Source organism: Rhodohalobacter mucosus, assembly GCF_003150675.1.
Lineage (GTDB): Bacteria > Bacteroidota > Rhodothermia > Balneolales > Balneolaceae > Rhodohalobacter > Rhodohalobacter mucosus.
The window spans coordinates 51,727-74,860 of record NZ_QGGB01000007.1 but is presented as its reverse complement, the minus strand read 5'-3'; the positions used below and the strand labels follow the sequence as shown (position 1 = coordinate 74,860).

Genomic DNA, 23,134 nt, shown 5'->3' with positions numbered 1-23,134 from the left:
TCTTTGTGGCACGATCTTTATATACTGTTTTGCACCGCATAAGTATGAGATAGAAGGTCTTTGCTCTTCAGTTCCTCCCAATCAATTGGTGTGGCCAACAGCACAGGATGGCACAGCTCCGACACAGACATCAATACACTAAACAGAATTGTTAATGTGATAACATTGCGATTACTTTGATAAGTAACGTAGATGTAGTTAATTGTGAATTATGCTTTATTTTTAATTTAATTCACTCATCTCAGAGAGCAGTAGAAATGAAAAATGAACAAATTCTGAGTGATTTGAATCGTATTCAATCACTTTTCACTTCGAATAAATCAGACAATGATGATTTAATATCAGAAATAAATGAATTGGTGAATCGAGTCAAATCATCAGTTTCTGCTCTTACTCCGGATCAAAGCAAAGACTACCATTTCTATAAGAACATTTTTGAAAAAGCACCTGTGGGAATAGTGTCATACGATTCATTTGGCATTATTACCGCCTGCAATGATAGCTTGCTGGATTTGCTGGGATCTCAGCATGATAAAGTAGTTGGGCTGTGTCTCCTGGATTTACCCGATAAACAAATTGTTAAAGCTGTTAAAAAATCTTTGAAGGGACATAAAAGCACTCACGAGGGATTCTACACTTCAGTCACATCCGGAAAGACAGTTCCAGTGAATGCAATTTTTCATCCAATCCAGAATGCGTCTAAAGAACCTGTAGGTGGAATTGGCATGATTGAAGACATTTCCGACCGTTATGCAGCAAGGGAGGATTTAATTAAAAGCGAAGTAAGGTATAGGAGTATTTTTGAGAATAAGCATAAGGTAATGCTGATCATCAACCCTGACACAGGTTTCATTGTAGATGCCAATCCTGCCGCAACACAATATTATGGCTGGTCTATTGAGGAGTTAAAAAAAATGAAGATTAGTGATATCAACACACTGACACCTGATGAAATACAGGAGGAAATGCAAAAAGCAAAAGCATCCAAGAGAAACCATTTTCTGTTTAAACACAGACTATCAGATGGTAGTGTCAGGGATGTTGAGGTGTTTAGCGGTATGATTGAGTTACAAGGTAAAATCCTGCTCTACTCCATCATAACGGATGTAACTGAACGCCTTAAGAATCAAAAAGATCTTTTAAAATTGAAGCTCGGGATTGAACGCTCTAAGAACATTATTTTTATTACGGACAAAGACGGATTTTTTCAATATGTAAATCCGTCATTTGAAAAAGTATATGGGTACACTTTTAAGGAGTTATCAGGTAAAACACCTCGCATTTTAAAGTCAGGAAAACAGGAGGATAGGTTTTACAGGAAATTTTGGGACACGATCCTGGATGGTGATGTGATGACGGGTGAAGTAATTAACAAAACAAAAGAAGGTGAATTGCTTACAATCGATTTTTCAAGTAACCCAATTCTGGATAATGATGGTCACCTGCTGGGTTTTATAGCCATACAGGATGATATTACCGAGAGGAAAGTAATGGATATACAGATTCAGCAGTCTCTTGAGGAAAAAGAGTTATTGCTTGGTGAAATACACCACAGAGTAAAAAACAATTTAGCCATTATATCCGGCCTTCTTGAGATGAACCTTTATCACACCGATGATGAATCAATTAAAGAAATGGTCAGAGCTAACCAGCTGCGGATAAAATCGATGGCGAAAATCCATGAAAAATTGTACGAGTCGGAGACATTTTCCAATATACCATTTCGCGAATATGTTGAAGAGATGATTGATGAAATCGAACAAATATATAAGAGTCCAGGTTTGAAACTTGATATCAATCTGGAGATAGAGCCTCTTGTGTTAAATATCAATCAAGCCATTTCCTGTGGATTTATTCTAAACGAATTGGTATCCAATTCATTGACGCATGCTTTTAGTGGTCGCTCTTCTGGAAGCATTAGTGTTTCCCTCAAAAAAGTCGGCAACAGACTTAGCATGAGTGTAGAAGACGATGGAGTCGGTGTTGATGAACAGTTTAATTTTGAAGAAACCAATACATTGGGAATCACAATTATCAAAATTTCAAGCATGCAACTCGGAGCTGATCTTGAAATGTTTAATACAGGTGATGGTCTAAAAACTGTTCTCACGTTTGAAATAAATGAAAAACAAAAAGGATCATCAGGATCATTGGTTAATTGAATAATGGTCCCAATAGTTACCTTTTTTTTATCTGCACCCGAAATTCTGTTCTGTCCGCAGGAAATAAGATTTTTTACTAGTGCATAGATGCAGGTAATTGGGAGAATTATTTCAATGAGACTCCTAATTATATGGTTTTGGAGCATCGTTAGTCTTGCAGGTTATCTATTATCCCTTTAGGTCTTTTTCAGTTCTATGTTTACAACTCCCGGTTACTTTCTGTCTTGAATAACCGGCCATTTTGCCGGCTTCAACCGTATGAGATCACTTCCGGTTCCGGGTAGTTACCACTTGGTGCCAGTAATCCATGCAAGCTTCGAGTTGCAGATATTCTTCCAATATTCGAATATTTCTTTAATTCCCTGTACGCCCTATTCCCCGAACCGGTCATCATTTAGACGTACCGCCTCTTTAAACAAACAAGGGCTCTTTTTATCTCTCGTTTTGCAGTTCCTTACCCGCCATCAGCCATCAAACAGATGTGATATGGCTGGAAAGAATAAATATCTCGTGCTCGCAGTTACAAAAATACTAAAGAGTGCCTGCACTCCGAAGCTTTCTTGATCAACGAAGCCTTGGCGTAGTTGATGGCAAAGGTGGTGGCCCCGATATCGGTCACTCCCTCAACGGTTGGACGATTTGCAAAATCGTAGCCGGTGTAGCTTGCCACGTTGCTCCCTGCCTGGTTGGCATCCTGGCTGAAGCGTAGGTTCCCCGCCGAATCGTAGCTGTACAGGGAAGTTCCCGAGTCGGTGGATACCCGCTCGGTGAGAAGGCCCCGGCTGTCATAGTCGTAGGTGGTCACCCAGTCCGACGGACTGCTTCCAGAGGGAGGGTTCGCATAGTTGGGATGGCGTTGGAATTGGATTCAATGAATAATCAGCAAAACGGGTCATTAGACCGGCAATCTCAACCTAATCCCCTGCCTGTCTGCCTCATTGGGATCCATAAAAGCATTACACTCCTCCAACTGCCCTCGCACATGTTCGTAATCACTCCAATTTATTGAATGGGCAAACTTTTGACCAAAATCCAAAGTCCGAATTAGAGGTTCAGAACGACGATCATTGGTCAGAGTTTTTAACGCAGCAATGTAATTGTTCCGATATACTATGGGTATGATGATCTTCTGATCCATAACCGATACCAGCTCTGCATTCATCATGATTCGGGCTACCCGGCCATTGCCATCTGCAAATGGGTGAACCTCACTCACCAAAAACATCATGTATACTGCCCTGTGAAAGGAATACTCCAAAGCACGGTAAATCTCAAATCCTTTGCGCAGGGTACCTTTTACCAGATCGGGATGGACAAATTGTGTGCTGCCGGCCACGTTCACTTTCGTCTTGAATTGGCCGGGATTTTTATCTTTTCTTGCGGTCAATATTTCGGCATGACGGTATCTAAGTATTTCAATGAAATCATCATAATCCTTAGGCACCCGGTTCATTTCACGATAGTTTGATACCACTCTATAAGTGCCTAGTACATCATGCGCATCTTCCGGTCTTTCGGTTGGGATAGCATTTCGGAATACGATATCAGCAGCTTCTTCAACCTCAAACTCTGTCCCTTCTATAAAATTGGAGAAATAAGCTTCAAAGAACGAGAGGTTAATTCGTTCCTGCTGAGATAGGTTTTTCGCAGATCTTGAACCGGGTGCAGTTGCTTTCAGATCCTCAAACAACTTAAGAAATAGTTCAGCCCGATCCGGATCATAAGGTTCGTCTCCTTTTCTTGCTTTTGCAATGTCTGACTTTAGCTCTGTTGACCTTGTCCCCTGCAAGGCACCGATCAGGTCATCCAGTTTTTGAAATTCCTTCTTCATATCCAGCTCTTTAGCAATCTCCCTGGCTTTATCCCTGATCTGATTGACGTAATCCTCGCCCTTTAAACGTATTAACTTATCCAGCTTCTCCTCCATCTCCTCTCGTGATAGCGTGCGGCTAACGGTTCCCTTCCTTGCACGCGATGGACGCATGTTTTCCAGCAGTGCCCTTGGTTCCGAACTAATCCAAAGATCATTGATAAACGGCAGATCACTCTCCAACGGTCCTCTCCCCTTACGCGGATTTAAAATCAGTCCGGGCAGTTCTGTATTCCTCTTTTTGGATGAAACAATAAATACCGAACCATCCTTAGCCGGACTGTTCTCAAGTGCGGTTCTGTCGGCAATCAGTGCATCGGGATAATACTCCTTCAGCAGATCGTACCAATGCCTTCGAACAATCACTTCAGGTTCATCCTGCATGTTCTTTGTATACAACCTGGAAGCTAGCTTTTTAAGCTTGCCCTCCGCAACCGCCTGAGATACCTGGGAAGATATCTCAGTACTGGATACGAATACCTCCGGTAATGACTCTAAAAAAGTGGGCATTAAAAGCCTTTTTACTGAAAGTATATTAAACTTTCGGGGTTTAAGAAAGGTTTTATTTAAATATTCGGGTTTTAAGGTAGAAAATCTAACTCGTTAATGCTTCCTTCGGATCAAAACCGGGTGCAAACGGATCAATTTTACCCAGTAACTCCAATTCACGGAGTTTTTTAAGCATCTACTGAACTACGTCTTTATGTCTAGTTGCCTAAAGCTTTCCGGGTTGACATTTTTTGCCCATCTATCGATGTGTGCCACTTTGCGTAATAGTATTTTCCTCTTTTTTAAGATATGCCATTTTTTTGGGTTCTGAATTCAAGCAAAAAATGGCCCCCACAAATGGGAGTAAAAGTGAGCGAGTGACTCATTTCCAGTCACTTTCACTCGCTTTCAAACTGTAAGTTTTGAGGGTTTTTTTGGGATCAGAAGTGCGTAAAAGGGCATTTTTGCCCTGAATATTTCCCAAAATAAAGTAGTGGGCCCGGCAGGACTTGAACCTGCGACCAATCGATTATGAGTCGACTGCTCTGACCAACTGAGCTATGGGCCCTACAACGTAATAAACAGCGTTTTTATCCCTCTCACAGGGATTTGTGATTACAAATGGACACCAATTTGGACACCAAAGCAATTCTTACCCTTTCCGATTGTTCGGTTATGGGCACCAAAAGGGATATGTCGTTTGTTTGCTGTCATCATTTTCAATCACTGCCACTCGCTAACATTTGTTAGCTCTTGAATATAGGCACTTTGTTCTATGTACTTCAAAAAAGTTTATTGTAATTCTTTTGCCATTCGCCGTTCAAGAATCTTAACCATCAACTTGGAAATTTTTAATTGTAGATCATCAGTAAGTTCACAGTCGTCGCTTTCAATTCTTTTTTCAAATTCATCGATGAGGTTCGAAGTTTCTTTTATCATGATATAGCTTACCCCTACCTCCTCTTCTATATAGGTAGTCGCTTTGTCAAACATATTACCATGTCCGGTAAGCAACCAGGATCCACTGCACCCCGATCCCTTTACCACCTTAACCAGAATATCAGCACCCGGATTTTTGATTCTTCTTTTCTTTAAATCGGTTATTAACGAATGATTCGTAATTCCGCATTTATCTAAGAATGCTCGATTAGTTGGGTAAAGAGCGCTTAAAGCGATGATCCGGCGAGCTATTTCGTTTATATCTGAATATTTACGTGGCAAAATTGTTTATTTACGATTATTTTCATCTCCGCTTTCAAACGGATGTAACTAACATATGTAATTAACGAATTTTATGTCAATTAAAAAACACAACCTCCATTGGGATCTAAAGCTTGCACTAACACTGAATCACATGCAGCTCAAAGAGTTTGCAGAAAGTGTTGTAAGGCCAAATGGGGTTCGTGGCGTAAGCCATACAGCAGTCATAAGAGTAGCCCAACATCACGAAAATACACCCTGGTTAAGAGACGCAATTAAAAACTTCATTGCGGACAGTAGAAAGGAAAACCCTTCATTTTGGCAAGAAATGGAGGTAGCCCGTGATCTCAGATAAACAACAAAAACTATTTAAAGCCATAGATAGTCTGGAAAGTCAGCTTGAATACGTCAAAGGGTTAGTTCACGATGCCATCCCACAGTCCGAATGGTTAGACACAAAAGAATTTGCCGACCGAGCCAACCTTCAGCATAGAACCGTTACTAACTATGTGGGAAAAGGAAACATATCAAAATTCAAAAAATCACCGACCGGACGGTACCTGATTCATTTTTCCGAACTGGAGCGTTGGGGAAAATGAGCAACATCAATAGCATGACCATTATTGCAAAAGACAAGAATATCACGATTGGTCGGGATGACATTAGGGCAACGGTTTGGTTTATCGCTTCCATCTTATATGAAGCTGAAGACCTCCAGCTGTTTGCATCTACCGTCTCACCTACCGAACCACTGGATATTAAAACTACCGCAGAGATTTTAGCCAAGGCTCAACTCGAACTGCGTAACTACCACAACAATCGATAAATAGTAACTGATTATCGAAATGAAGAAAATTTACGGGGTACCTGTACTATGACATTTACACAAGCAATCAATCAGATCCGGGATCTCTCCCGTGATGACATAACCGGTATCGTTTCAGACTATGTTGAGCTGAAGCGATCCGGGAACGGAATGAAAGGCTGCTGCCCATTCCATGAAGAAAAGACACCCTCCTTTCACGTATCCGATCAGAAAGGCATTTATAAATGCTTCGGATGCGGACTTGGTGGTGATGCCATCGATTTTTTGATGCGTATCGAAGGTAAAGAGTTTCATGAGGTGATCTACCAGTTCGCTGACCGGTTTCATATTTCCATTGAAAAAGATAGTTCTGGTAAAGCCGAACAGAGATTTAGAGGAAAGGAACCCATTCCTAATCTTAAAGATGTTCGGTCAGACATACGAAAGGCCGGATGCGTTACCGTGATTTGTGATGATACGCCAGCGGATATATTTAAAAACACACCAACAGTAAAAGTATCTCCGCCACTTCAGAAAGACCAGGCCAATGCATTACGAAAGTACACCGATCGATGTGAATTGGTTATTCGTAATACCAACTGGGAAAGTAGCCAGGATTGCATAAAAGCTGCTCTGGATGCTGGATTCACTATAACAGTACCAGCTGATGGAATATCTATGGACTGGATACATTATGTGATTGAATTCGTACAACCCAGCCATAGCGATATCATTAAACTACTGGCCACAATTCCGGATGCTTTAACTCGATCAGTATACATCACTGAGTACTCGAATAAGAAGACTCCAGAATCTGAGGTGAAAGAATGCAGGTAGAAACATATAACGCAGATTTTTGGCGGTGGCTGCTCAAAAGAGAGTATGACGATTTTCAACATATTTACGAGAACCAGACCGTCATATCGAATGCAGAAAATATCATTCATGGAGGCTTTGATCTGGAAATAAACCTGGATGAAGGCCGCTGCCATGATTCTAAAGGAAATTACATCACTCTGGCAGAGTACGTGGCTTATAAAAACGATGCCACTATTCAGGAAGCGGAGATTCGTCTGGAGGTGGAGTTTGAACGATGGAAAGATCAGTGGAAGGCCGAGCAGGATAGCCTGGAGTATTTCAGGGATTATGAAACCTACCGATGGTTCCGAAGAAAAGGCAGTGACAATATCGTAGTAACGGAATTTGACATCCTCCTGGACTCGATCATTGAGAAGTGGAATTCTGAAACCCAGGATTGGGATCGAAGCTATGAAGGCAGAATTCGATACTTCAAGTTTAAGGAAGCGATCTACAAACCCTTTCTGTTTGAACCCGGTCAAACCCACAGCGTTGAGGAGTTTTCCAAAGCTGTTTGGGAAAAGGATGTTCTGGAAGTGAAAAACATGAGGAATGAGGAGATGCGCAGCTTCTGGTCGCATGTCAACCATTACTACAAACCAAGGATCGTCCGGGAGTACGATCACTACGGCTTCATTACCTTTGAAAATGAGAAATACTTTCTGGCCGGAAATGTTCTGATCAACTTTCCCAAGAAAACCGGCCAGCAACTACAGTTAATTGCCCTTCAGGATGGCGCATTCCCCGTTGGTGATAACAAGTTCATTAAACCACCCGATGATGCTGTACACCTCCCCCACTTTGAGTTAGGAGTAGCCGATCCATCCGGGCACTACAAGAAAGCGATGCGGATGCTGTTTGATGATGAACGCTTCGAAGAGAAGTTTAAAGAGGTAGAGTATCACTTCTGTAAAATGGTTGGGGGAGATAGCGAGTTTGATCAATGGGGAAAGCTCATTCTATCCTACATCTTCAGCTACATCTACTTTGATGAAATCTATGGCCACTTCAAGCATATCATCTTTTTGTATCTGTATGGAGAGGGAAACGTAGGTAAAGGTGAGGTTGCAAAACGTATTCTGGACTTCTTTGGAATTAATTACCTGGACAGTTTGAACACGCCACCGCCACGTTCGGTGGATGAAGCCCTGGAAATGAAATCCCAGATCCCCCAGTGGATCGATGAGCACGTTCCCCAGGTACCGGGGAAACAGGCGAAGATTGAAGATCAGACCTGGAACTCCTGGTTCGAACTTAAACCCCGGCCAACCAACATCAAAAAAGGGAATAAATGGGGTAAGGAGCGCAAAGAGGTGCGCACCATGCCTCTGTTTTGCAGTAACTTTAAACCGGCCACGGATCATCTGCTCAGTCGGTCATTGATTTACGAGTACAAGAAGAGCATTCGTGGGCCGGAGCAACATGTGAAATGGCTGATGCAAAATAAAGAGATCCTTCAGCTTTTGATGATCTCCTACATGCAGAACTACTACCTGGTTGACCGAAAGCTATTTGTCTGGGATCTCGATAGAATGAGATCCTACCTCCGAGATACGGTTAAGCAGGATATTGCTCAACGAGATTCAAATGCGGTTCTTCAGGATCGACAAATTAGTCAGTTTGCTTCACTGCTCACCGTGTACCATTGGCTAAAACCGGAGTACAGACGGGAGATTAGCAACGTAGAACTGGAATTCCGGGAGCTGGAAAAGAGTGATGATGAATCATTCAAAACACTGATCCAGGAGAAACTACATGACCGCATTGATGGGCTAATTGATAAAAAGCTTTTTGGCTTTATACGTAAAGAAATCGTTCGAAATGCGGTAATTGCTGCAAGACATGATCCGCTTTCCGATTACATCGACTCTATTGGTACGCTTATTCAGGCGCAGAAAATCACCACTGTCCATTTTAACTGGATGGAAGACGGCCGGTTGAAGTTCTGGGCGAAAGCAGTTTGGGATATCTACGAACAGGAAAAACGTGGAACCGATAGCCTTGTCAGAAAGGATATCGTGGATGAGAAGTTGAAAGACTTGAGCGATTTAGGAAAAAATGGCGATCTAAAGGTCGTGAATTGGGCAATCGGCGAGTCAGCCTCCGGATTTGCGATGGGTTATACCCGGCAAAGAGGCTATTCCATCCCTAAAGCGGTAGAGATCGAAATTTTCAGAAATGCCTTTAACTGGGACAAGTTCAGACCGGTTGGAAGCTCGGACTGGACAACCTATAAGATGAAAAATGGAATTGTCGAAGAAGAGGATGACCTGCAACCCAAAAACACAGAGTCACTTGATGAAGAGTCAGCTCCATTCTGACATATTTTTTTAACCAGTAATATGAGATCGGTGAAAGTTGGAAAATCTCTGTTTCAATGTTTCAAAAGGTATAAAACGAACTTAAAATCATTATAAACACACTTTTTATGAAACATTTTCTTGAAACTTCTTTGAAACCGGCTGAAACATTGACTCCTGTAATGGTAACATTCATGTTTCAAGAAAGTTTCAAAATCGAAGATCGTAAGTATCTGAATTTATTGTATCCAATTAAAACTAAAATCAACTTGAAACAGCAATGTTTCCACAACTGTTTCAACAAAAACGGCCATTCCATAAGAATAAACGTCGTTTTTTCCTTTTTGAAACAAATTACAGCAACAGCCACACAAACCGGACTTTTTAAGAAAAGCAGGTTTAATATTTAAGGCAGCACCTAACATCAATAACTAACTAACTACCCATGATTATGACAAAAAAAGACAATACTGATATCGAATACCTGGTAAACCTGGAAGTGATGACAATAAAACAGGCTCAGGTCTATGTAGAAGAGAAAACCGGAATGCGAAGCAGTATGTTTTATGATTGTGTACGGCCGCTTTTAAGCCCGAAACCTATCGCTCAGAACTTTCGGACAAATAGACCGGCGCATTTAGTTGTTAGAAAAGAAGATGTGGATGAGGAAATTGCTAAAATGAAGCTAAAAATTCTACACAATTAGTTTTTTATGACCATATTCGGTTTGAACCAATGAAAATATCTATGCAAGAGAATTCCTTAAATATTGTGCCAAAAAAACTGCTTTTTGAAATTGGAGGTTATGATGGTCCCTCATTTAAAATTGAACTGGAACGAAATAAATTGAAATATTACAGTGGATTATCATACTTATTTATGGAAGAAGAAGTCTTTAATCCATCTGAGCAACAATGGATACAATTTCGGGAAATCTTAAATAGGATCGAGATTTGGAACTGGTCAAGGCATTACGAATCTGATGTTTTAGATGGTACACAATGGTCTTTTGAAATATTCTATGAGGATAATTCTATCAAGATATATGGTAATAATGCGTATCCGGATCCGAAAAATTTACATAAGAGTATGGTCCTTGAATACACGGAACCTTTTATAGATTTGATAAGTGCATTAAAAAATATCACAAGTGATGAATGCTTCATTTTATCTTAATGACAAATTTGATGGATGTTTCATAACGACATGATGTCAGCCAAGCGGTATTCACGTACTCGGTGAGCACATTACAGTACATTTCGGATATTCCACACTAAGAATTAAAAAAATGCAATAGAAATTGTTCGAGTAGATATAACTTGAAACGATTACCAAAAAACAGGTACCATATACTATCTATTAAGAGAATTAGTTTATGTGACTAAATAGTATTTACCTATTATTACGTAAGTTGAGCGATTGCATTGCCAAATTATTATTTCGGATAGAGAAGGTGCCGTTTGATCGGGAGTATAAATTAGCAAAGAAGTTAATTAATAAATGATTTTAGACAACAGAGACAACGGGCGTGTACTTGATGCTTTAAAAAAAGCTATTGGTAAAGGGGACAAACTGAATATCATAACAAGAAAATTGTCTTTGTTTGGATATTCAGCTATTAGTGAAGAGCTCAATCAGGTTGAATCTGTAAAGCTGTTGATTTCTCTGAAAGATATGTTTCCAGAGGAACTTGAAGGCCTGCCTCCTATTCTCGGAGATGTCAATGATCGTGAGCTGCGAAATGAACTTACAGTACAAGCTTTGGCAAAGCAATTTGATGAATGGCTTAATGATAAAGTAGAAGTAAAAGGTTCTTATGACCCACTAAATGCGAACCACTATGAGGTGTTTCAAGATGGGGGAGAACATTCTGTTATTAATGGTTCATCAACATTAACAAGTTCTGGCCTTGGGGTTATCCCTTCTTCTGGCCATGAGATGAATAGTTTATTTGAGGATGATGATAATGTGCTTCGGCTTAATAATTGGTTTCAGCAAATATGGAATAATACTGGTTCCGGTAAAGAAGCAATGGAATTACTTTCTGACTCATTAAAAAGCATTTACAAGCCAAGATCTCCTCAGAAATTATACTTTCAAACGCTCTATCACCTTTTTAAGGACTCATTAGATCTGATTGATGAGGAACGGGTTATGAAAACTCGTACCGGCATAAAAAACACGCTGGTTTGGAATAAACTATACAAATTTCAAATTGACGGAGTAATCAGTGCCATTAGTAAAATTGAGCAGCATAATGGATGTATCATAGCGGATAGTGTAGGGTTAGGAAAGACCTTTGAGGCGCTTGCAGTGATAAAGTATTATGAGTTGAGAAATGATCGAGTTCTTGTATTAGCTCCAAAGAAACTCCGAGATAACTGGACTATTTATACATTAAATGATAAAAGAAATTTATTCGCTGAAGATCGCTTTAATTATGATGTATTGAACCATACCGATCTTACCAGGGATGGTGGTATGTCAGGTGATATCAATCTGGAGACTGTGAATTGGGGCACTTATGATTTAATTGTAATTGATGAATCACATAACTTTAGAAATAATCCGCCAAAAAAAGATGGAGTAACCCGCTACGGGAAGCTCATGCACCAGATAATAAAAAGCGGTGTTAAGACTAAAGTATTAATGCTTTCGGCTACCCCGGTAAATAACCGAATGAATGACCTTAAGAATCAGGTGGCTTTTATAACTGAAGGCAGCGACGACGCATTATATGAGTCAGGCATTCATAGCATTGAGCAAACCCTCAAAAAGGCACAAACTAAATTCAATCAGTGGCAGAATTTTGAAGCTGAGCAACGAACCACCGAATCCCTATTAGATGCTCTGAACTTTGATTATTTCAAACTGCTTGATTTACTCACTATTGCAAGATCGAGAAAGCACATTACTAAGTATTTCAAAGGTGAAGATTTTGGGACATTTCCGGAAAGATTGAAGCCAATCAACAAGAAGCCTGATATTGATCTTAAGAATGAGTTCCCTCCCCTTAAAGAGATAAACAGAGAAATTAGGAAATTAAATTTAGCGGCTTATGCTCCCCTCAAATATTTGCTTCCGGAAAAACGAGACGAGTATGCCCAAAAATATGATACTCAAGTTGCTCAGGGTTCGGTATTTAAACAGGTAGATCGTGAGCAAAGTCTGATACATCTGATGCGAGTGAATCTTCTTAAAAGATTAGAGAGTTCCGTAGTATCATTTTCGTCCACACTTGGTAAGCTACATGAAAAAGTTCAGGATTTGATAGATAAAATTGATAGTGTAGATGAGATAGATGAATTGTCCATTGAGGATGTGGATCTGGAAGACGAGTCAATGGAGCCATTCCTGATTGGAAATAAAATTAAGGTTCTAATTCAGGACATGGATTTAATTCGCTGGAAAGAAGAACTTCAGGAAGATGAGGAAAAGCTATTAAAGCTCTACAGAACAGCAAATTCTGTTAAAACAGAGAATGACGCAAAACTAAAAGAACTAAAAACGCTGCTTCGGGAAAAGGCTGAAAACCCAATTAATGCCGGTAATAAAAAGGCTCTGATCTTCACTGCTTTTACGGATACAGCAGAATATTTATATGATGATATCTCAAAGTGGGCTAAGGATGAATTGGGCCTTCATGTTGCATTAGTAACGGGTGGTAATTCTGGTAATAAATGTACCCTTCCCGGTATTAGAACCGATTTAGCTTCTATCATTACCTGGTTTTCTCCTATCTCAAAAGAGCGCATGAAAATTGATGAGGAGGCCACAAAAGAAATTGATATTGTAATTGCCACCGATTGTATTTCAGAAGGACAAAATCTCCAGGATTGTGATTTTGTAGTCAACTACGATATACACTGGAATCCAGTCAGAATTATACAAAGATTTGGACGAGTCGATCGCTTAGGGTCAATTAACAGTAAGATTCAATTAGTGAATTTTTGGCCAAACCTTGAATTGGATGAGTACATTAACCTGGAGGCCAGAGTGTCTGGTAGAATGGTGCTCTTGGATATTTCAGCAACCGGGGAAGAAAATGTAATTGAGTATAAGGATTCTGCCACCATGAACGATTTAGAGTATCGTCGCAGGCAAATGGAGCAATTGCAGGATGAGGTACTCGATCTTGAGGATTTAGGTAGTGGAATTTCAATAACTGATTTAACACTGAATGACTTTCGTATGGATTTGGCTGAATACCTGAAAAACCACGAAGAAGAACTTACAAAGCTTCCAATTGGTGGTAGAGCTTGTGTAAATCCTGACGAGTTTATAACAGAAAATTCTGCCGCAGGTGTACTTTTTTGTTTAAAATCGGATAATCCAAATATCAGTATTGATCCAAATTATTCAATTGCTCCGTACTATCTCGCATATGTGGATGCCGATGGTAATGCGGCTATTCCATTTACCAAGACAAAAAAACTCTTAGACATCTTTAAACTACTTAGCCTTGGGAATACTTCCTCCGAAAATGATGCTTTCAAAACGTTCATGAAGCAAACTGAAGATGGTACAAGGATGGAAAAATATCAGGCACTTTTAGAAAAGGCGGTGAAGTCCATTTCAGGGAAGGCAGAGGAAAAAGGTGTGGAGAGTTTGTTCACCCGAGGTGGTACTACCATCAGTAAACATTCCTTTAAAGGGGTGAATGATTTTGAAGTGGTAAGCTATCTCATTGTATCACCCGATCAGATTTAATGGATGAATTTCCCTATACATATCTGAAACTGCCGGAGAAGTGCAGACTGGACAAGCCAGTATATAAAAAACTGTTTTATGAGAACGCAAAGTTCAGTGTAACCGATAAGAAGTGGTTTACTAAAGATATTAATCATATAAGGTGGAAATATTCTATAAAGCCAACTGTTACACTGATATTTCCGGTGAAAGAAGAACATTTTCATTATGATGAAATAGCGGTGATTGAAGTTGACTTGGAGAATGACCATCATGTGAACCGATTGACAGATATAATACACCGGGCAATTCCATACCCTATGATGATTGTATTTAAGGGGAAACAGTGGGTTCGCTTATCAGTAGCTGATAAACGCTTTAATTTGGCAGATAATCAGGCGGCTACTATTGAAGAGTATTGGGTTACCGAACAGATTGATGAGAATTTAAAGGCAAATTCCGATCGGGCTTTTGTAGAACAATTAGCCTATGATAAACAGCCAAGGTTAAACCTTAAGGTATTCTATAAAGGCTGGATAGATGCTTTTACTGCTTATAAAGTCGCCAGTGTAACCGGTAATTTTGAAATGCTGGACGAGCAAAGTAAAAAGCAGCAAAGAATAAAAGCCCTGAATGAACACCGGGATTTGGAAGAGCAAATTGAAGCCCTTAAAGTGAAATTAAAGAAAGAAGAAGCATTCAATGAAAAAGTGAAGTTGAATGTGGATATTAAGGAACTGGAAAAACAACTTAAGCAGATAGCAAAACAATTATGAGTGACACCATACCACCACTGACAGAAAAAGATGGGGAAAGTAAAGATCTGGTAGCTGAAAACATAGAAAAGCTGAAGCAGCTATTCCCGGAAATTGTAACAGATGGTAAAGTTGATTTTGAAACTCTTGAAGAAGTACTCGGAGAGTTTAAAGAAGATAGCAAGGAACGCTATTCTTTTACATGGAATGGGAAAAGTAAAGCCCGGAAATTAGCCATGACTCCCAGTCGGGGAACTTTAAGACCTGCCCCAGAAGAAAGTGTTAACTGGGATAGTACTGAGAATCTGTTTATTGAGGGAGATAACTTGGAAGTTCTTAAGCTACTTCAGCGAAGCTATCATGGGAAGGTGAAAATGATTTATATAGATCCTCCTTACAATACAGGTAACGATTTTGTGTATCCTGACGATTATGGTGATAACATCAGGAATTATTTAAAAATAACAGGTCAAGTTGATAGAGAAGGAAAAAAAGTTAGTAGTAATCCAGAATATAGCGGTAGATATCACACAGATTGGTTAAACATGATGTTTCCAAGATTGTTATTAGCAAGAGAGTTATTGACTCAAGATGGATGCATTTTTATATCAATTGATGATAATGAATTGTTCAACTTGATTAATGTATGTAATCAGGTTTTTGGTGACAGTAATTTTGTTGCAAATATTGTTTGGAGAAAAAAATATGGAATACAAAATGATGCAAAACATTTTTCTACAAGCCATGAGTATTTAATATGTTATGCTAAGAATTCTGAATCCTTTAGTCCAACATTGCTTCCAAGAACTGAAAAACAAAACAGTAGATATAGTAATCCAGATAATGATCCAAGAGGACCTTGGAAATCAAGTGATTTAAGTGTAGGTAGAGTAACAGAGAAGGATATTTATGAAATTACTACACCTTCTGGTAGAAAAGTAGCTCCCCCTGAAGGTAATTCATGGAGGTACTCTAAAGACAAATTTCAGGAATTAGTTGATGATAATCGAATTTGGTTTGGAGAAGACGGTTCTAACGTTCCTTCTATAAAACGCTTTTTAAGTGAAGTTAAACAGGGTATCACTCCTACTACCTTTTGGGACTATGATGAAGTTGGGCATACTGATGGATCGAATAAAGCCCTGAAAGAACTGTTTCAAGGAAAACAGGTATTTGACTATCCAAAGCCTGTGGACTACATGAAAAAAATTATTCATGTAGGAACAAAAAAAGACGACTTGATACTTGATTTCTTTGCTGGCTCAGCATCCTTAGCGGAAGCTTGTCTTTACAAAAATATAAATGATGATGGAAATAGGCGATTTATTCTTGTTCAACTACCTGAAGAAATAGAAGAAAAATCTGAAGCATATAAATTAGGATACAAGACCATATCTGAAATTGCCAAAGATAGAATTAGAAAAGTCATTAATATTATTGATGAATCAAATGAAAAAAATAATCATAAAAATGGTTTCAAGTCATTGAAGCTTGATGAGTCGAATATCAAAGCTTGGGACCCCAATTTTGAACAAGTTCAGTTATCTATTGAAGATTCCATTGAAAATATTAAACCTGATCGCTCAGAACAGGATGTACTTTATGAGATACTGCTGAAGTATGGTTTAGACTTAGCTCTCCCAATTGAAGAAAAAGAAATCGGCGGTTCAAAAGTATTTGTGGCAGGTGCCGGAGCCCTATTTATCTGCTTAGCTCCAAAAATTGACCTCGTTGTGGTGGAAGGTATTGCCAAACAGAAGGAAGAACTGGAGCCGGAGCTAACCCGAGTGGTATTCAGAGACAGCGGCTTCAAAGATGATGTGATTAAAACCAATGCTGTTCAGATCCTGAAGCAACACGGAATTGAAGATGTAAGGAGTATTTGATATGGCTATGAAGATTAAATTTAATCCAAACCTGGATTTTCAACGAGATGCTATTAATTCAGTTACAAGAGTGTTTGAAGGACAGGAAGAGGGAAATAGTCGGTTCACTGTTTCTGGTATTCCAGAAACTGAATTTCAATTGCAAGAAATTGGTGTTGGTAATAGATTAAAGCTATTAGAAGAAGATATTTTAAAAAATATTCAATCCATTCAAATTGAAAATGGACTTAGGCCCGATGAAATACTAAAAAGCCTGGACTTCACTATTGAAATGGAGACAGGGACTGGTAAAACCTATGTGTATCTCCGCTCCATGTTTGAGCTTCATGAGAAGTATGGCTTCTCTAAGTTCATAATAGTGGTTCCATCTGTAGCTATCAGAGAAGGGGTGTACAAATCTCTGCAAATGACCAAAGAGCATTTCAGCCAAATTTACGATAATACACCTTATGACTATTTCATTTATGATTCTGATGATCTGCCTAAGGTTAGGCAGTTTGCTACTTCACAGCACATACAAATCATGGTGATCAATATTGATGCCTTTAGAAGATCTTTCACCAATCCAGAGTTAGAAAAAAAGGCAAACATTATTCACCGTAGCCATGACCGGATGAATGGTCAGAAGCCTATTGAATACATTCAGTCCACTAATCCCATAGTGATTATTGATGAGCCTCAATCTGTGGATACCACCAACAAGAGTACCAAGGCAATTGAGTCTCTGAATCCACTATGCACCTACAGGTATTCCGCTACTCATATTGACAAATATCACATGCTCTATAGACTGGATTCTGTAGATGCCTATGAGCGGAAATTAGTGAAGCAGATAGAAGTAGCGGGAATTCAAGTAGATGATGCCCATAATAAAGCCTTTATAGAAGTGCATGATGTGAGCAACAAAAAAGGAAGCCCGGAGGCTACCATATCCTTTGACCAGTTTAAAGATGGTAAAGTGAAACGGGTTAAGCGAAGAGTTAGTCAAGGAGCTGACTTGTTTGAGTATTCCGGTGGCAGAGAAGTCTATGATGGGTACATTATCAGTGAGATATATGCGGAAAAAGGCAACGAGTTTGTGAAATTTGGCACTGATATATACGTGAAAAAGGGAGAAACGATTGGCGGAGTTGATGAAGATACTCTGAAACGGCTTCAGATAAGAAAAACCATTGATGAACACCTGGATAAAGAGTTGCGGCTACGCCCAAGAGGAATTAAAGTGCTCAGCCTGTTTTTCATAGACAGGGTTGCCAACTATCGCCAGTATGATGAAGATGGAAATCAGTTGAATGGCAAATACGCTAAGATGTTCGAAGAAGAATATAAAAAGGCGATTTCCAGCCCTAAATATAGTCAGTTATTTGAAGGCGTTGATAAAGATACTATAGCCGAAAGAGTACATGATGGGTATTTTTCTATTGATACCAAAGGCAGAGGTAACAGTAAAGTTGAGTATTTCAAGGATACTTCTGGTACAACACAAGCTGATGGAGATGCTTATAATCTGATCATGAAGGACAAAGAGAAGCTCCTTGATCTGGATACAAAGTTAAAATTCATCTTCTCTCACTCCACTCTACGGGAAGGCTGGGATAATCCCAATGTGTTTCAGATCTGTACCCTCAATGAAACCAATTCCACCATTAAGAAAAGGCAGGAAATTGGTCGTGGTTTACGGATAGCGGTAGATCAGGATGGTGAACGGGTGTATGGTTTTGATGTAAATACATTAACGGTGATGGCAAATGAATCCTATGAGAACTTTGCCAAAGAGCTCCAGAAGGAAATTGAAAAAGAAGAAGGTATTAAGTTTGGTGTCGTAGAAGAACATTCCTTTGCAGGTATTCCTGTGTTGGATGAATCAGGTGAAAGTAAAAACCTCGGAGTCGAACAATCAGCTAAGATCTATGAGCATTTTATAGAACAAGATTACATTGATAAACGAGGAAAAATCCAAGATAAACTAAGGCTGGATATTAAGAGTGATGTGGTCAATGTTCCTGAAGAAGTGAAAGAGCAAAAAGCTCAGATTACTTCTCTACTAAGAAAACTGGCTGGCAAGCTCAATATCAAAAATGCCGATGATAAGCGTGAAGTCAAACTTAATAAGCAGGTACTTCTGGATGAAGACTTCAAGCAGCTCTGGGATAAGATTAAATACAAAACCACATACAGAGTAGATTTTGATTCAGAGAAACTTATTGAGAACTGTGCAAAAGCCCTCAGAGATCAGTTAAGAGTAAGCAAAGCCCGTTTCCGGTATGAAACCTCTAAACTTGCAATGGATCGCGGAGGTGTTCATGCCGGTGATCCAAATCAGCAAGTACAGACCTACGATGCTACCGACTTTCCCCTACCGGATATATTGACCATTCTCCAGGATGAGACTCAACTAACCCGAAAATCTATTGCTAAGATGTTGATGGATAGCGGAAGGCTTTCATCCTTTACCAATAATCCTCAAAAGTTCATTGAGCAAGCATTGGATATTATAAAAAGTGAGATGCGAATGGTGATTGTTGATGGTATCAAGTATCAGAAAATAGGTGATGACCACTTTTACGCTCAGGAGCTTTTTGAAAGCGAGGAACTATTTGGTTACCTCGACAAGAACATGATCAAAGCTAAGAAGTCCGTGCATGACCATGTGGTTTATGACTCTGATATTGAGAGAAATTTTGCACAAGCTTTTGAAGAAAATGATGGTGTGAATCTATATGCTAAGCTCCCCGCCTGGTTCAAGGTAGATACGCCCCTTGGTTCTTATAATCCGGATTGGGCTGTGGTTTATGAGAACAACGGTGATAAAAAGCTCTATTTTGTAGTAGAAACCAAAGGCTCACTTTTTAGTGATGCACTAAGAGCCACTGAAAAAGCCAAGATCGACTGCGGAAGAGAGCACTTTAAAGCTCTGGAATCGGGTGTAGCCTATGAAGTTGCCGATGATTTTGATCGGTTTTTGGACGTAGTTGAAGAGTAATAGTACTAAAGAATGAAACGGGGCAAATGATAGAGAAATTTTCGATATCAAACTTTAGGGGTATAGGAAAAATTAGTGATTTAAATGTTGGTGATTATAACATATTGATTGGAGATAATGGGACCTCCAAAACAAGTATAATTGAAGCTTTAAATCATGCATTTTCACCATACTTTTTAGCTAATAGGATTAAACATACCGACTTTAAAGGTGGATCAGTTGATTCATTTTCTGTGTTTATAAAATTTATTGAAAATCTGAAGGTTGAACTTCCAGATGGTTATACTACTCAAGAAATTGAGTGCGATAAGTTATATTTAGAGGTCAAGAAAAGAGACCAAAAGAAAGCAGGGAAAGTATTGTCTGACCCATATGTTGTTACTCATCTCGTTGGTCCTGCATTTGAAAGAGAAGAAAATGGAAAAGGTTGGAAAATTAAAAGGAAAAGTGGCTCAGATTTTAAATTTTCAGAAAGATCTTTAACATTATCCAATATATCTACGGAAGACCTACCTCGAACATTCTATTTTGGAAAAGATAGAAACCGTCAACTCACTAAAGGATTTAACTCTTCGTTTTCTAATGTGGTTGAGGATTTAAACTGGCGGTATAATAGATATGTTCGAAAAGATCCTGACTCTCAGACAATTCAAGAAAAAATCCAAGAGCTTACAAATGAAATACATAAATATTCAGAGGTTGAGGATTTGGAGTTGGTTAGATTATTAAGAGAGAAACTAAATAAATTTGATATTGCTGAAATAGATATGTCAATATTTGATTCAGTAGCACCCTATGATTCGGCATTTTTTTCTTCAAAAAAAGGTACTCTTGATCTGCCAGTTAAAGATTTAGGATCAGGATTTGAAATGATTATATCATTATTATTTCTTGAAACCTTGGCTTCCTTTTCGAAAGAAAAACTACTTATTCTAATTGATGAACCTGAATTGCACCTTCATCCTAAATTACAGGAAAAATTAGCTGACTATTTATTGAGCCTTTCGCAGGAGAGTAATAATCATCAAATTTTCATCTCAACTCACTCACCAATCTTTTACAAGAATACGTTTAATAAGACAGGTGTTAAAACCTTTGTTACATCATTTGAGGATGGTGATGAATTAGTGATCCAAAAAATGCAACCTGATTCTGGTTTATTTCCCTGGAGTCCCTCATGGGGTGAAATCAATTACAAAGCCTATAATTACCCAACAGTTGAGTTTCACAATGAATTGTATGGATTTATCCAAGAGAAACATGAAAAGTTTAAAGAAAAAGAGATAGATGACTTCTTTGAGGAGCAAGGTTTGAAGAATTCAAAACAATGGCAACGTGAGCAAAATGGAAATCCTGGCGCAAAATACATGTGTACCTTACCTGTATTTATAAGAAATAAAATTCACCATCCAGAGAATACAATTATGCAGGTGAGCACATTTAGTTCTAAAGAGCTTGAAGAATCAATTGAATCAATGATTCATATTCTTAAAAAATAGACAATATTCGTGCGTCAAATTAATTACTAGTTATCTCTTATATGTCAAACTCCGTATTAGATATAATAGAAGAACACTAGCAGGTACTCTCAAAAAAATTTAAAGTAAACCGATGATTTCAAGATAAAATCATAAAAATCGTATCCGATTGTTTCTTAACGGTTCAAGCAAACAGCAATAATGTAGATCATTCCGCTCAAAAAAGTAAAGTTTCTTCCATTTTACTCATATCCTTGCAGGAGAACATATAAAACCGTTTTACTCATTTAATAGCCTCTAAATTCTGGTTAATTTTTTTGTTATCCATATCCAACCAACCAGCCTTTAGAGCATTGTAAGCCAGTATTTTTGCCCCTAATCTGTGTTTGAACGAAAACTCAATCACAGATGGCCGAACTTTCTCAACCACATACCGGAGATTCAACAGAGCTGCCCGTTAATGGTCAAATCATTAAAGGAAATGGCAATTCTTCGGCAGGACGCCCTTCAATGGAGTCGTACCTGGGTGGAGAAAAACCCTCTTTTGTAGATGAATCACTGGTTCAGCACTATCGTGAGAGGTGCAGCCGGTTGGAAGGAGAGCTTCATGATTCTGACCGAAAAATTCGTCTTCAGGTAGATGAGATCATGCAGCTTAAACGGGAGCTGTCGAAAGATCGAACCGAAACACTTCTGAGCCATCAAAAAGAAATATCCGATTTAAAAGAGTCTCACCGGCTGGAAGTTGAAAGGCTCAAAGAAAATCACCGTCGAGACACACGGGAGTTTGAACGACAGATCATCGACCTGGAACGCCAGGCATTCAAGATGGAGCTTGAACATCGGTCCGGCGACCGAACAACCGGCAACCGCATTCTGGATATGCTGGAAGATGTAGCCCCCACTTTATTTGAAAACCTTTCCGGGGTTCTGGGTGGTGCACTAACAGCCCAGGGGCAACCAGCACTATCTGCTCCTGCGGAACTCTCACCCCAACAGACTGAACAGCTTCGGCAAGCTTTTGAACAGGATATGAATGGTGATGCAGGCATAATCGGTGAAGAAATTTCCCCAAATAATCAGGCAAAGACGCCCAAAAACGGTGAGGGTGAGCAGTCCCTTCACCGCTCTCCTTTCGAGGAAGAGGCTATCGGCCTGAACGACTTTTTTGCAAGCAAAACAAACGGCCACCATGAACCGGATATGGAGGGCTTTTAATGCAGGAAATGCCAAAGCACCGATTCGATCTGCTTTCAATGGCCATGTCGTTCATGGCTGAAAAGAACAAACGGAATCTCTATCTGAAATACGCACAACAAGTTCACAATCAGATCGCCATCATCGAACAAATTGAACGAAGACCAATGCAGATGGGCGATTGGCTGCAAATGGCAATGACGTTAGGTAAGCAGGCTCTCCGGCAGGACATCGGCGCAAGGCAGATTGCAGAGAGCATATATCCCATTCTGGATGGATCAGGGCAACATCTGGCCAAATACGCCAACATCCCGGCTGAGTCTGCTACCAAACTTTTACTCTGGTATACAGGTCTGTCCAAAAAAATCGAACCTGAGCTGACCACCCTGTTGATCCAGGTTGTCGCTGAGCTTCAAAAGATCAGCGTGAACAGCCGAAACATGAATCCACAACCGGCATAGC

The 23,134-nt window shown here is 39.4% G+C and carries 18 protein-coding genes and 1 tRNA gene; 15 read left to right on the top strand and 4 right to left on the bottom strand.

Annotated elements, in window-relative coordinates; genetic code table 11:
- The first annotated feature begins 257 nt into the window (after nucleotides 1-257).
- Nucleotides 258-2,162 (top strand): PAS domain S-box protein, encoded by a 1,905-nt coding sequence (locus DDZ15_RS09820; protein WP_109646924.1) that lies wholly within the window; start codon nucleotides 258-260, stop codon nucleotides 2,160-2,162.
- Between the two features lie 520 nt (nucleotides 2,163-2,682).
- Here the strand turns inward: DDZ15_RS09820 and DDZ15_RS09815 are convergent.
- From DDZ15_RS09815 to DDZ15_RS09800, 4 genes are all read right to left on the bottom strand, one after another.
- Entirely contained in the window at nucleotides 2,683-2,967 is a 285-nt protein-coding gene (locus DDZ15_RS09815; RefSeq protein WP_158278674.1) for an RHS repeat protein, read from the bottom strand.
- Between the two features lie 90 nt (nucleotides 2,968-3,057).
- A complete protein-coding gene (locus tag DDZ15_RS09810; protein ID WP_199222936.1) occupies nucleotides 3,058-4,542 on the bottom strand; it encodes a Fic family protein in 1,485 nt (494 codons plus the stop codon).
- Between the two features lie 473 nt (nucleotides 4,543-5,015).
- Nucleotides 5,016-5,089 (bottom strand) — tRNA-Ile (locus tag DDZ15_RS09805).
- A gap of 224 nt (nucleotides 5,090-5,313) precedes the next feature.
- Entirely contained in the window at nucleotides 5,314-5,742 is a 429-nt protein-coding gene (locus DDZ15_RS09800; protein WP_109646921.1) for a hypothetical protein, read from the bottom strand.
- A gap of 73 nt (nucleotides 5,743-5,815) precedes the next feature.
- On the opposite strand from DDZ15_RS09800, the gene DDZ15_RS09795 reads away from it, so the two are divergent.
- From DDZ15_RS09795 to DDZ15_RS09725, 14 genes are all read left to right on the top strand, one after another.
- On the top strand, nucleotides 5,816-6,076 hold the full coding sequence (locus DDZ15_RS09795; protein WP_109646920.1) for a hypothetical protein: 261 nt from the start codon (nucleotides 5,816-5,818) through the stop codon (nucleotides 6,074-6,076).
- Nucleotides 6,063-6,320: a helix-turn-helix domain-containing protein gene (locus DDZ15_RS09790; RefSeq protein WP_109646919.1), complete on the top strand. Its 258-nt coding sequence runs from the start codon at nucleotides 6,063-6,065 to the stop codon at nucleotides 6,318-6,320. Before DDZ15_RS09795 ends, DDZ15_RS09790 begins: the two co-directional genes overlap by 14 nt.
- A gap of 14 nt (nucleotides 6,321-6,334) precedes the next feature.
- Nucleotides 6,335-6,547, top strand: a complete 213-nt coding sequence (locus DDZ15_RS09785; protein WP_146198566.1) for a hypothetical protein — start codon at nucleotides 6,335-6,337, stop codon at nucleotides 6,545-6,547.
- Nucleotides 6,548-6,595: 48 nt separating this feature from the next.
- The gene (locus DDZ15_RS09780) at nucleotides 6,596-7,363 is read left to right on the top strand and encodes a CHC2 zinc finger domain-containing protein (protein WP_109646917.1); all 768 of its coding nucleotides are present in this window, start codon (nucleotides 6,596-6,598) and stop codon (nucleotides 7,361-7,363) included.
- Nucleotides 7,354-9,705: a hypothetical protein gene (locus tag DDZ15_RS09775; RefSeq protein ID WP_199222935.1), complete on the top strand. Its 2,352-nt coding sequence runs from the start codon at nucleotides 7,354-7,356 to the stop codon at nucleotides 9,703-9,705. The genes DDZ15_RS09780 and DDZ15_RS09775 overlap by 10 nt, the downstream gene beginning before the upstream one ends.
- A gap of 430 nt (nucleotides 9,706-10,135) precedes the next feature.
- The gene (locus DDZ15_RS09765) at nucleotides 10,136-10,390 is read left to right on the top strand and encodes a hypothetical protein (RefSeq protein ID WP_109647185.1); all 255 of its coding nucleotides are present in this window, start codon (nucleotides 10,136-10,138) and stop codon (nucleotides 10,388-10,390) included.
- A gap of 41 nt (nucleotides 10,391-10,431) precedes the next feature.
- Nucleotides 10,432-10,860, top strand: coding sequence for a hypothetical protein (locus tag DDZ15_RS09760; RefSeq protein WP_109646915.1), 429 nt, complete (start codon nucleotides 10,432-10,434; stop codon nucleotides 10,858-10,860).
- A 324-nt stretch (nucleotides 10,861-11,184) separates the two neighbouring features.
- Complete coding sequence (locus DDZ15_RS09755; protein ID WP_109646914.1) at nucleotides 11,185-14,394, top strand: helicase-related protein; 3,210 nt, start codon at nucleotides 11,185-11,187, stop codon at nucleotides 14,392-14,394.
- A complete protein-coding gene (locus DDZ15_RS09750) occupies nucleotides 14,394-15,149 on the top strand; it encodes a DUF4391 domain-containing protein (protein WP_109646913.1) in 756 nt (251 codons plus the stop codon). Before DDZ15_RS09755 ends, DDZ15_RS09750 begins: the two co-directional genes overlap by 1 nt.
- Nucleotides 15,146-17,014, top strand: coding sequence for a site-specific DNA-methyltransferase (locus DDZ15_RS09745; protein WP_199222934.1), 1,869 nt, complete (start codon nucleotides 15,146-15,148; stop codon nucleotides 17,012-17,014). Before DDZ15_RS09750 ends, DDZ15_RS09745 begins: the two co-directional genes overlap by 4 nt.
- Before the next feature lie 7 nt (nucleotides 17,015-17,021).
- Nucleotides 17,022-19,997, top strand: coding sequence for a type III restriction-modification system endonuclease (locus DDZ15_RS09740; RefSeq protein WP_109647183.1), 2,976 nt, complete (start codon nucleotides 17,022-17,024; stop codon nucleotides 19,995-19,997).
- A 26-nt stretch (nucleotides 19,998-20,023) separates the two neighbouring features.
- Entirely contained in the window at nucleotides 20,024-21,496 is a 1,473-nt protein-coding gene (locus DDZ15_RS09735; RefSeq protein ID WP_109646912.1) for an ATP-dependent nuclease, read from the top strand.
- 387 nt (nucleotides 21,497-21,883) lie between these two features.
- The gene (locus tag DDZ15_RS09730) at nucleotides 21,884-22,693 is read left to right on the top strand and encodes a hypothetical protein (protein ID WP_109646911.1); all 810 of its coding nucleotides are present in this window, start codon (nucleotides 21,884-21,886) and stop codon (nucleotides 22,691-22,693) included.
- The gene (locus tag DDZ15_RS09725; RefSeq protein WP_242978974.1) at nucleotides 22,693-23,133 is read left to right on the top strand and encodes a hypothetical protein; all 441 of its coding nucleotides are present in this window, start codon (nucleotides 22,693-22,695) and stop codon (nucleotides 23,131-23,133) included. Before DDZ15_RS09730 ends, DDZ15_RS09725 begins: the two co-directional genes overlap by 1 nt.
- The last annotated feature ends 1 nt before the right edge of the window (nucleotide 23,134 follow it).

Excerpts from the sequence above, each read along its gene's own strand:
- DDZ15_RS09740 (WP_109647183.1), top strand. The coding sequence starts at position 17,022 with ATGAAGATTAAATTTAATCCAAACCTGGATTTTCAACGAGATGCTATT.
- DDZ15_RS09775 (WP_199222935.1), top strand. The coding sequence starts at position 7,354 with ATGCAGGTAGAAACATATAACGCAGATTTTTGGCGGTGGCTGCTCAAA.
- DDZ15_RS09730 (WP_109646911.1), top strand. The coding sequence starts at position 21,884 with ATGGCCGAACTTTCTCAACCACATACCGGAGATTCAACAGAGCTGCCC.
- DDZ15_RS09750 (WP_109646913.1), top strand. The coding sequence starts at position 14,394 with ATGGATGAATTTCCCTATACATATCTGAAACTGCCGGAGAAGTGCAGA.
- DDZ15_RS09810 (WP_199222936.1), bottom strand. The coding sequence starts at position 4,542 with ATGCCCACTTTTTTAGAGTCATTACCGGAGGTATTCGTATCCAGTACT.
- DDZ15_RS09735 (WP_109646912.1), top strand. The coding sequence starts at position 20,024 with ATGATAGAGAAATTTTCGATATCAAACTTTAGGGGTATAGGAAAAATT.
- DDZ15_RS09765 (WP_109647185.1), top strand. The coding sequence starts at position 10,136 with ATGACAAAAAAAGACAATACTGATATCGAATACCTGGTAAACCTGGAA.
- DDZ15_RS09755 (WP_109646914.1), top strand. The coding sequence starts at position 11,185 with ATGATTTTAGACAACAGAGACAACGGGCGTGTACTTGATGCTTTAAAA.
- DDZ15_RS09785 (WP_146198566.1), top strand. The coding sequence starts at position 6,335 with ATGACCATTATTGCAAAAGACAAGAATATCACGATTGGTCGGGATGAC.
- DDZ15_RS09725 (WP_242978974.1), top strand. The coding sequence starts at position 22,693 with ATGCAGGAAATGCCAAAGCACCGATTCGATCTGCTTTCAATGGCCATG.
- DDZ15_RS09820 (WP_109646924.1), top strand. The coding sequence starts at position 258 with ATGAAAAATGAACAAATTCTGAGTGATTTGAATCGTATTCAATCACTT.
- DDZ15_RS09760 (WP_109646915.1), top strand. The coding sequence starts at position 10,432 with ATGCAAGAGAATTCCTTAAATATTGTGCCAAAAAAACTGCTTTTTGAA.
- DDZ15_RS09780 (WP_109646917.1), top strand. The coding sequence starts at position 6,596 with ATGACATTTACACAAGCAATCAATCAGATCCGGGATCTCTCCCGTGAT.
- DDZ15_RS09795 (WP_109646920.1), top strand. The coding sequence starts at position 5,816 with ATGTCAATTAAAAAACACAACCTCCATTGGGATCTAAAGCTTGCACTA.
- DDZ15_RS09745 (WP_199222934.1), top strand. The coding sequence starts at position 15,146 with ATGAGTGACACCATACCACCACTGACAGAAAAAGATGGGGAAAGTAAA.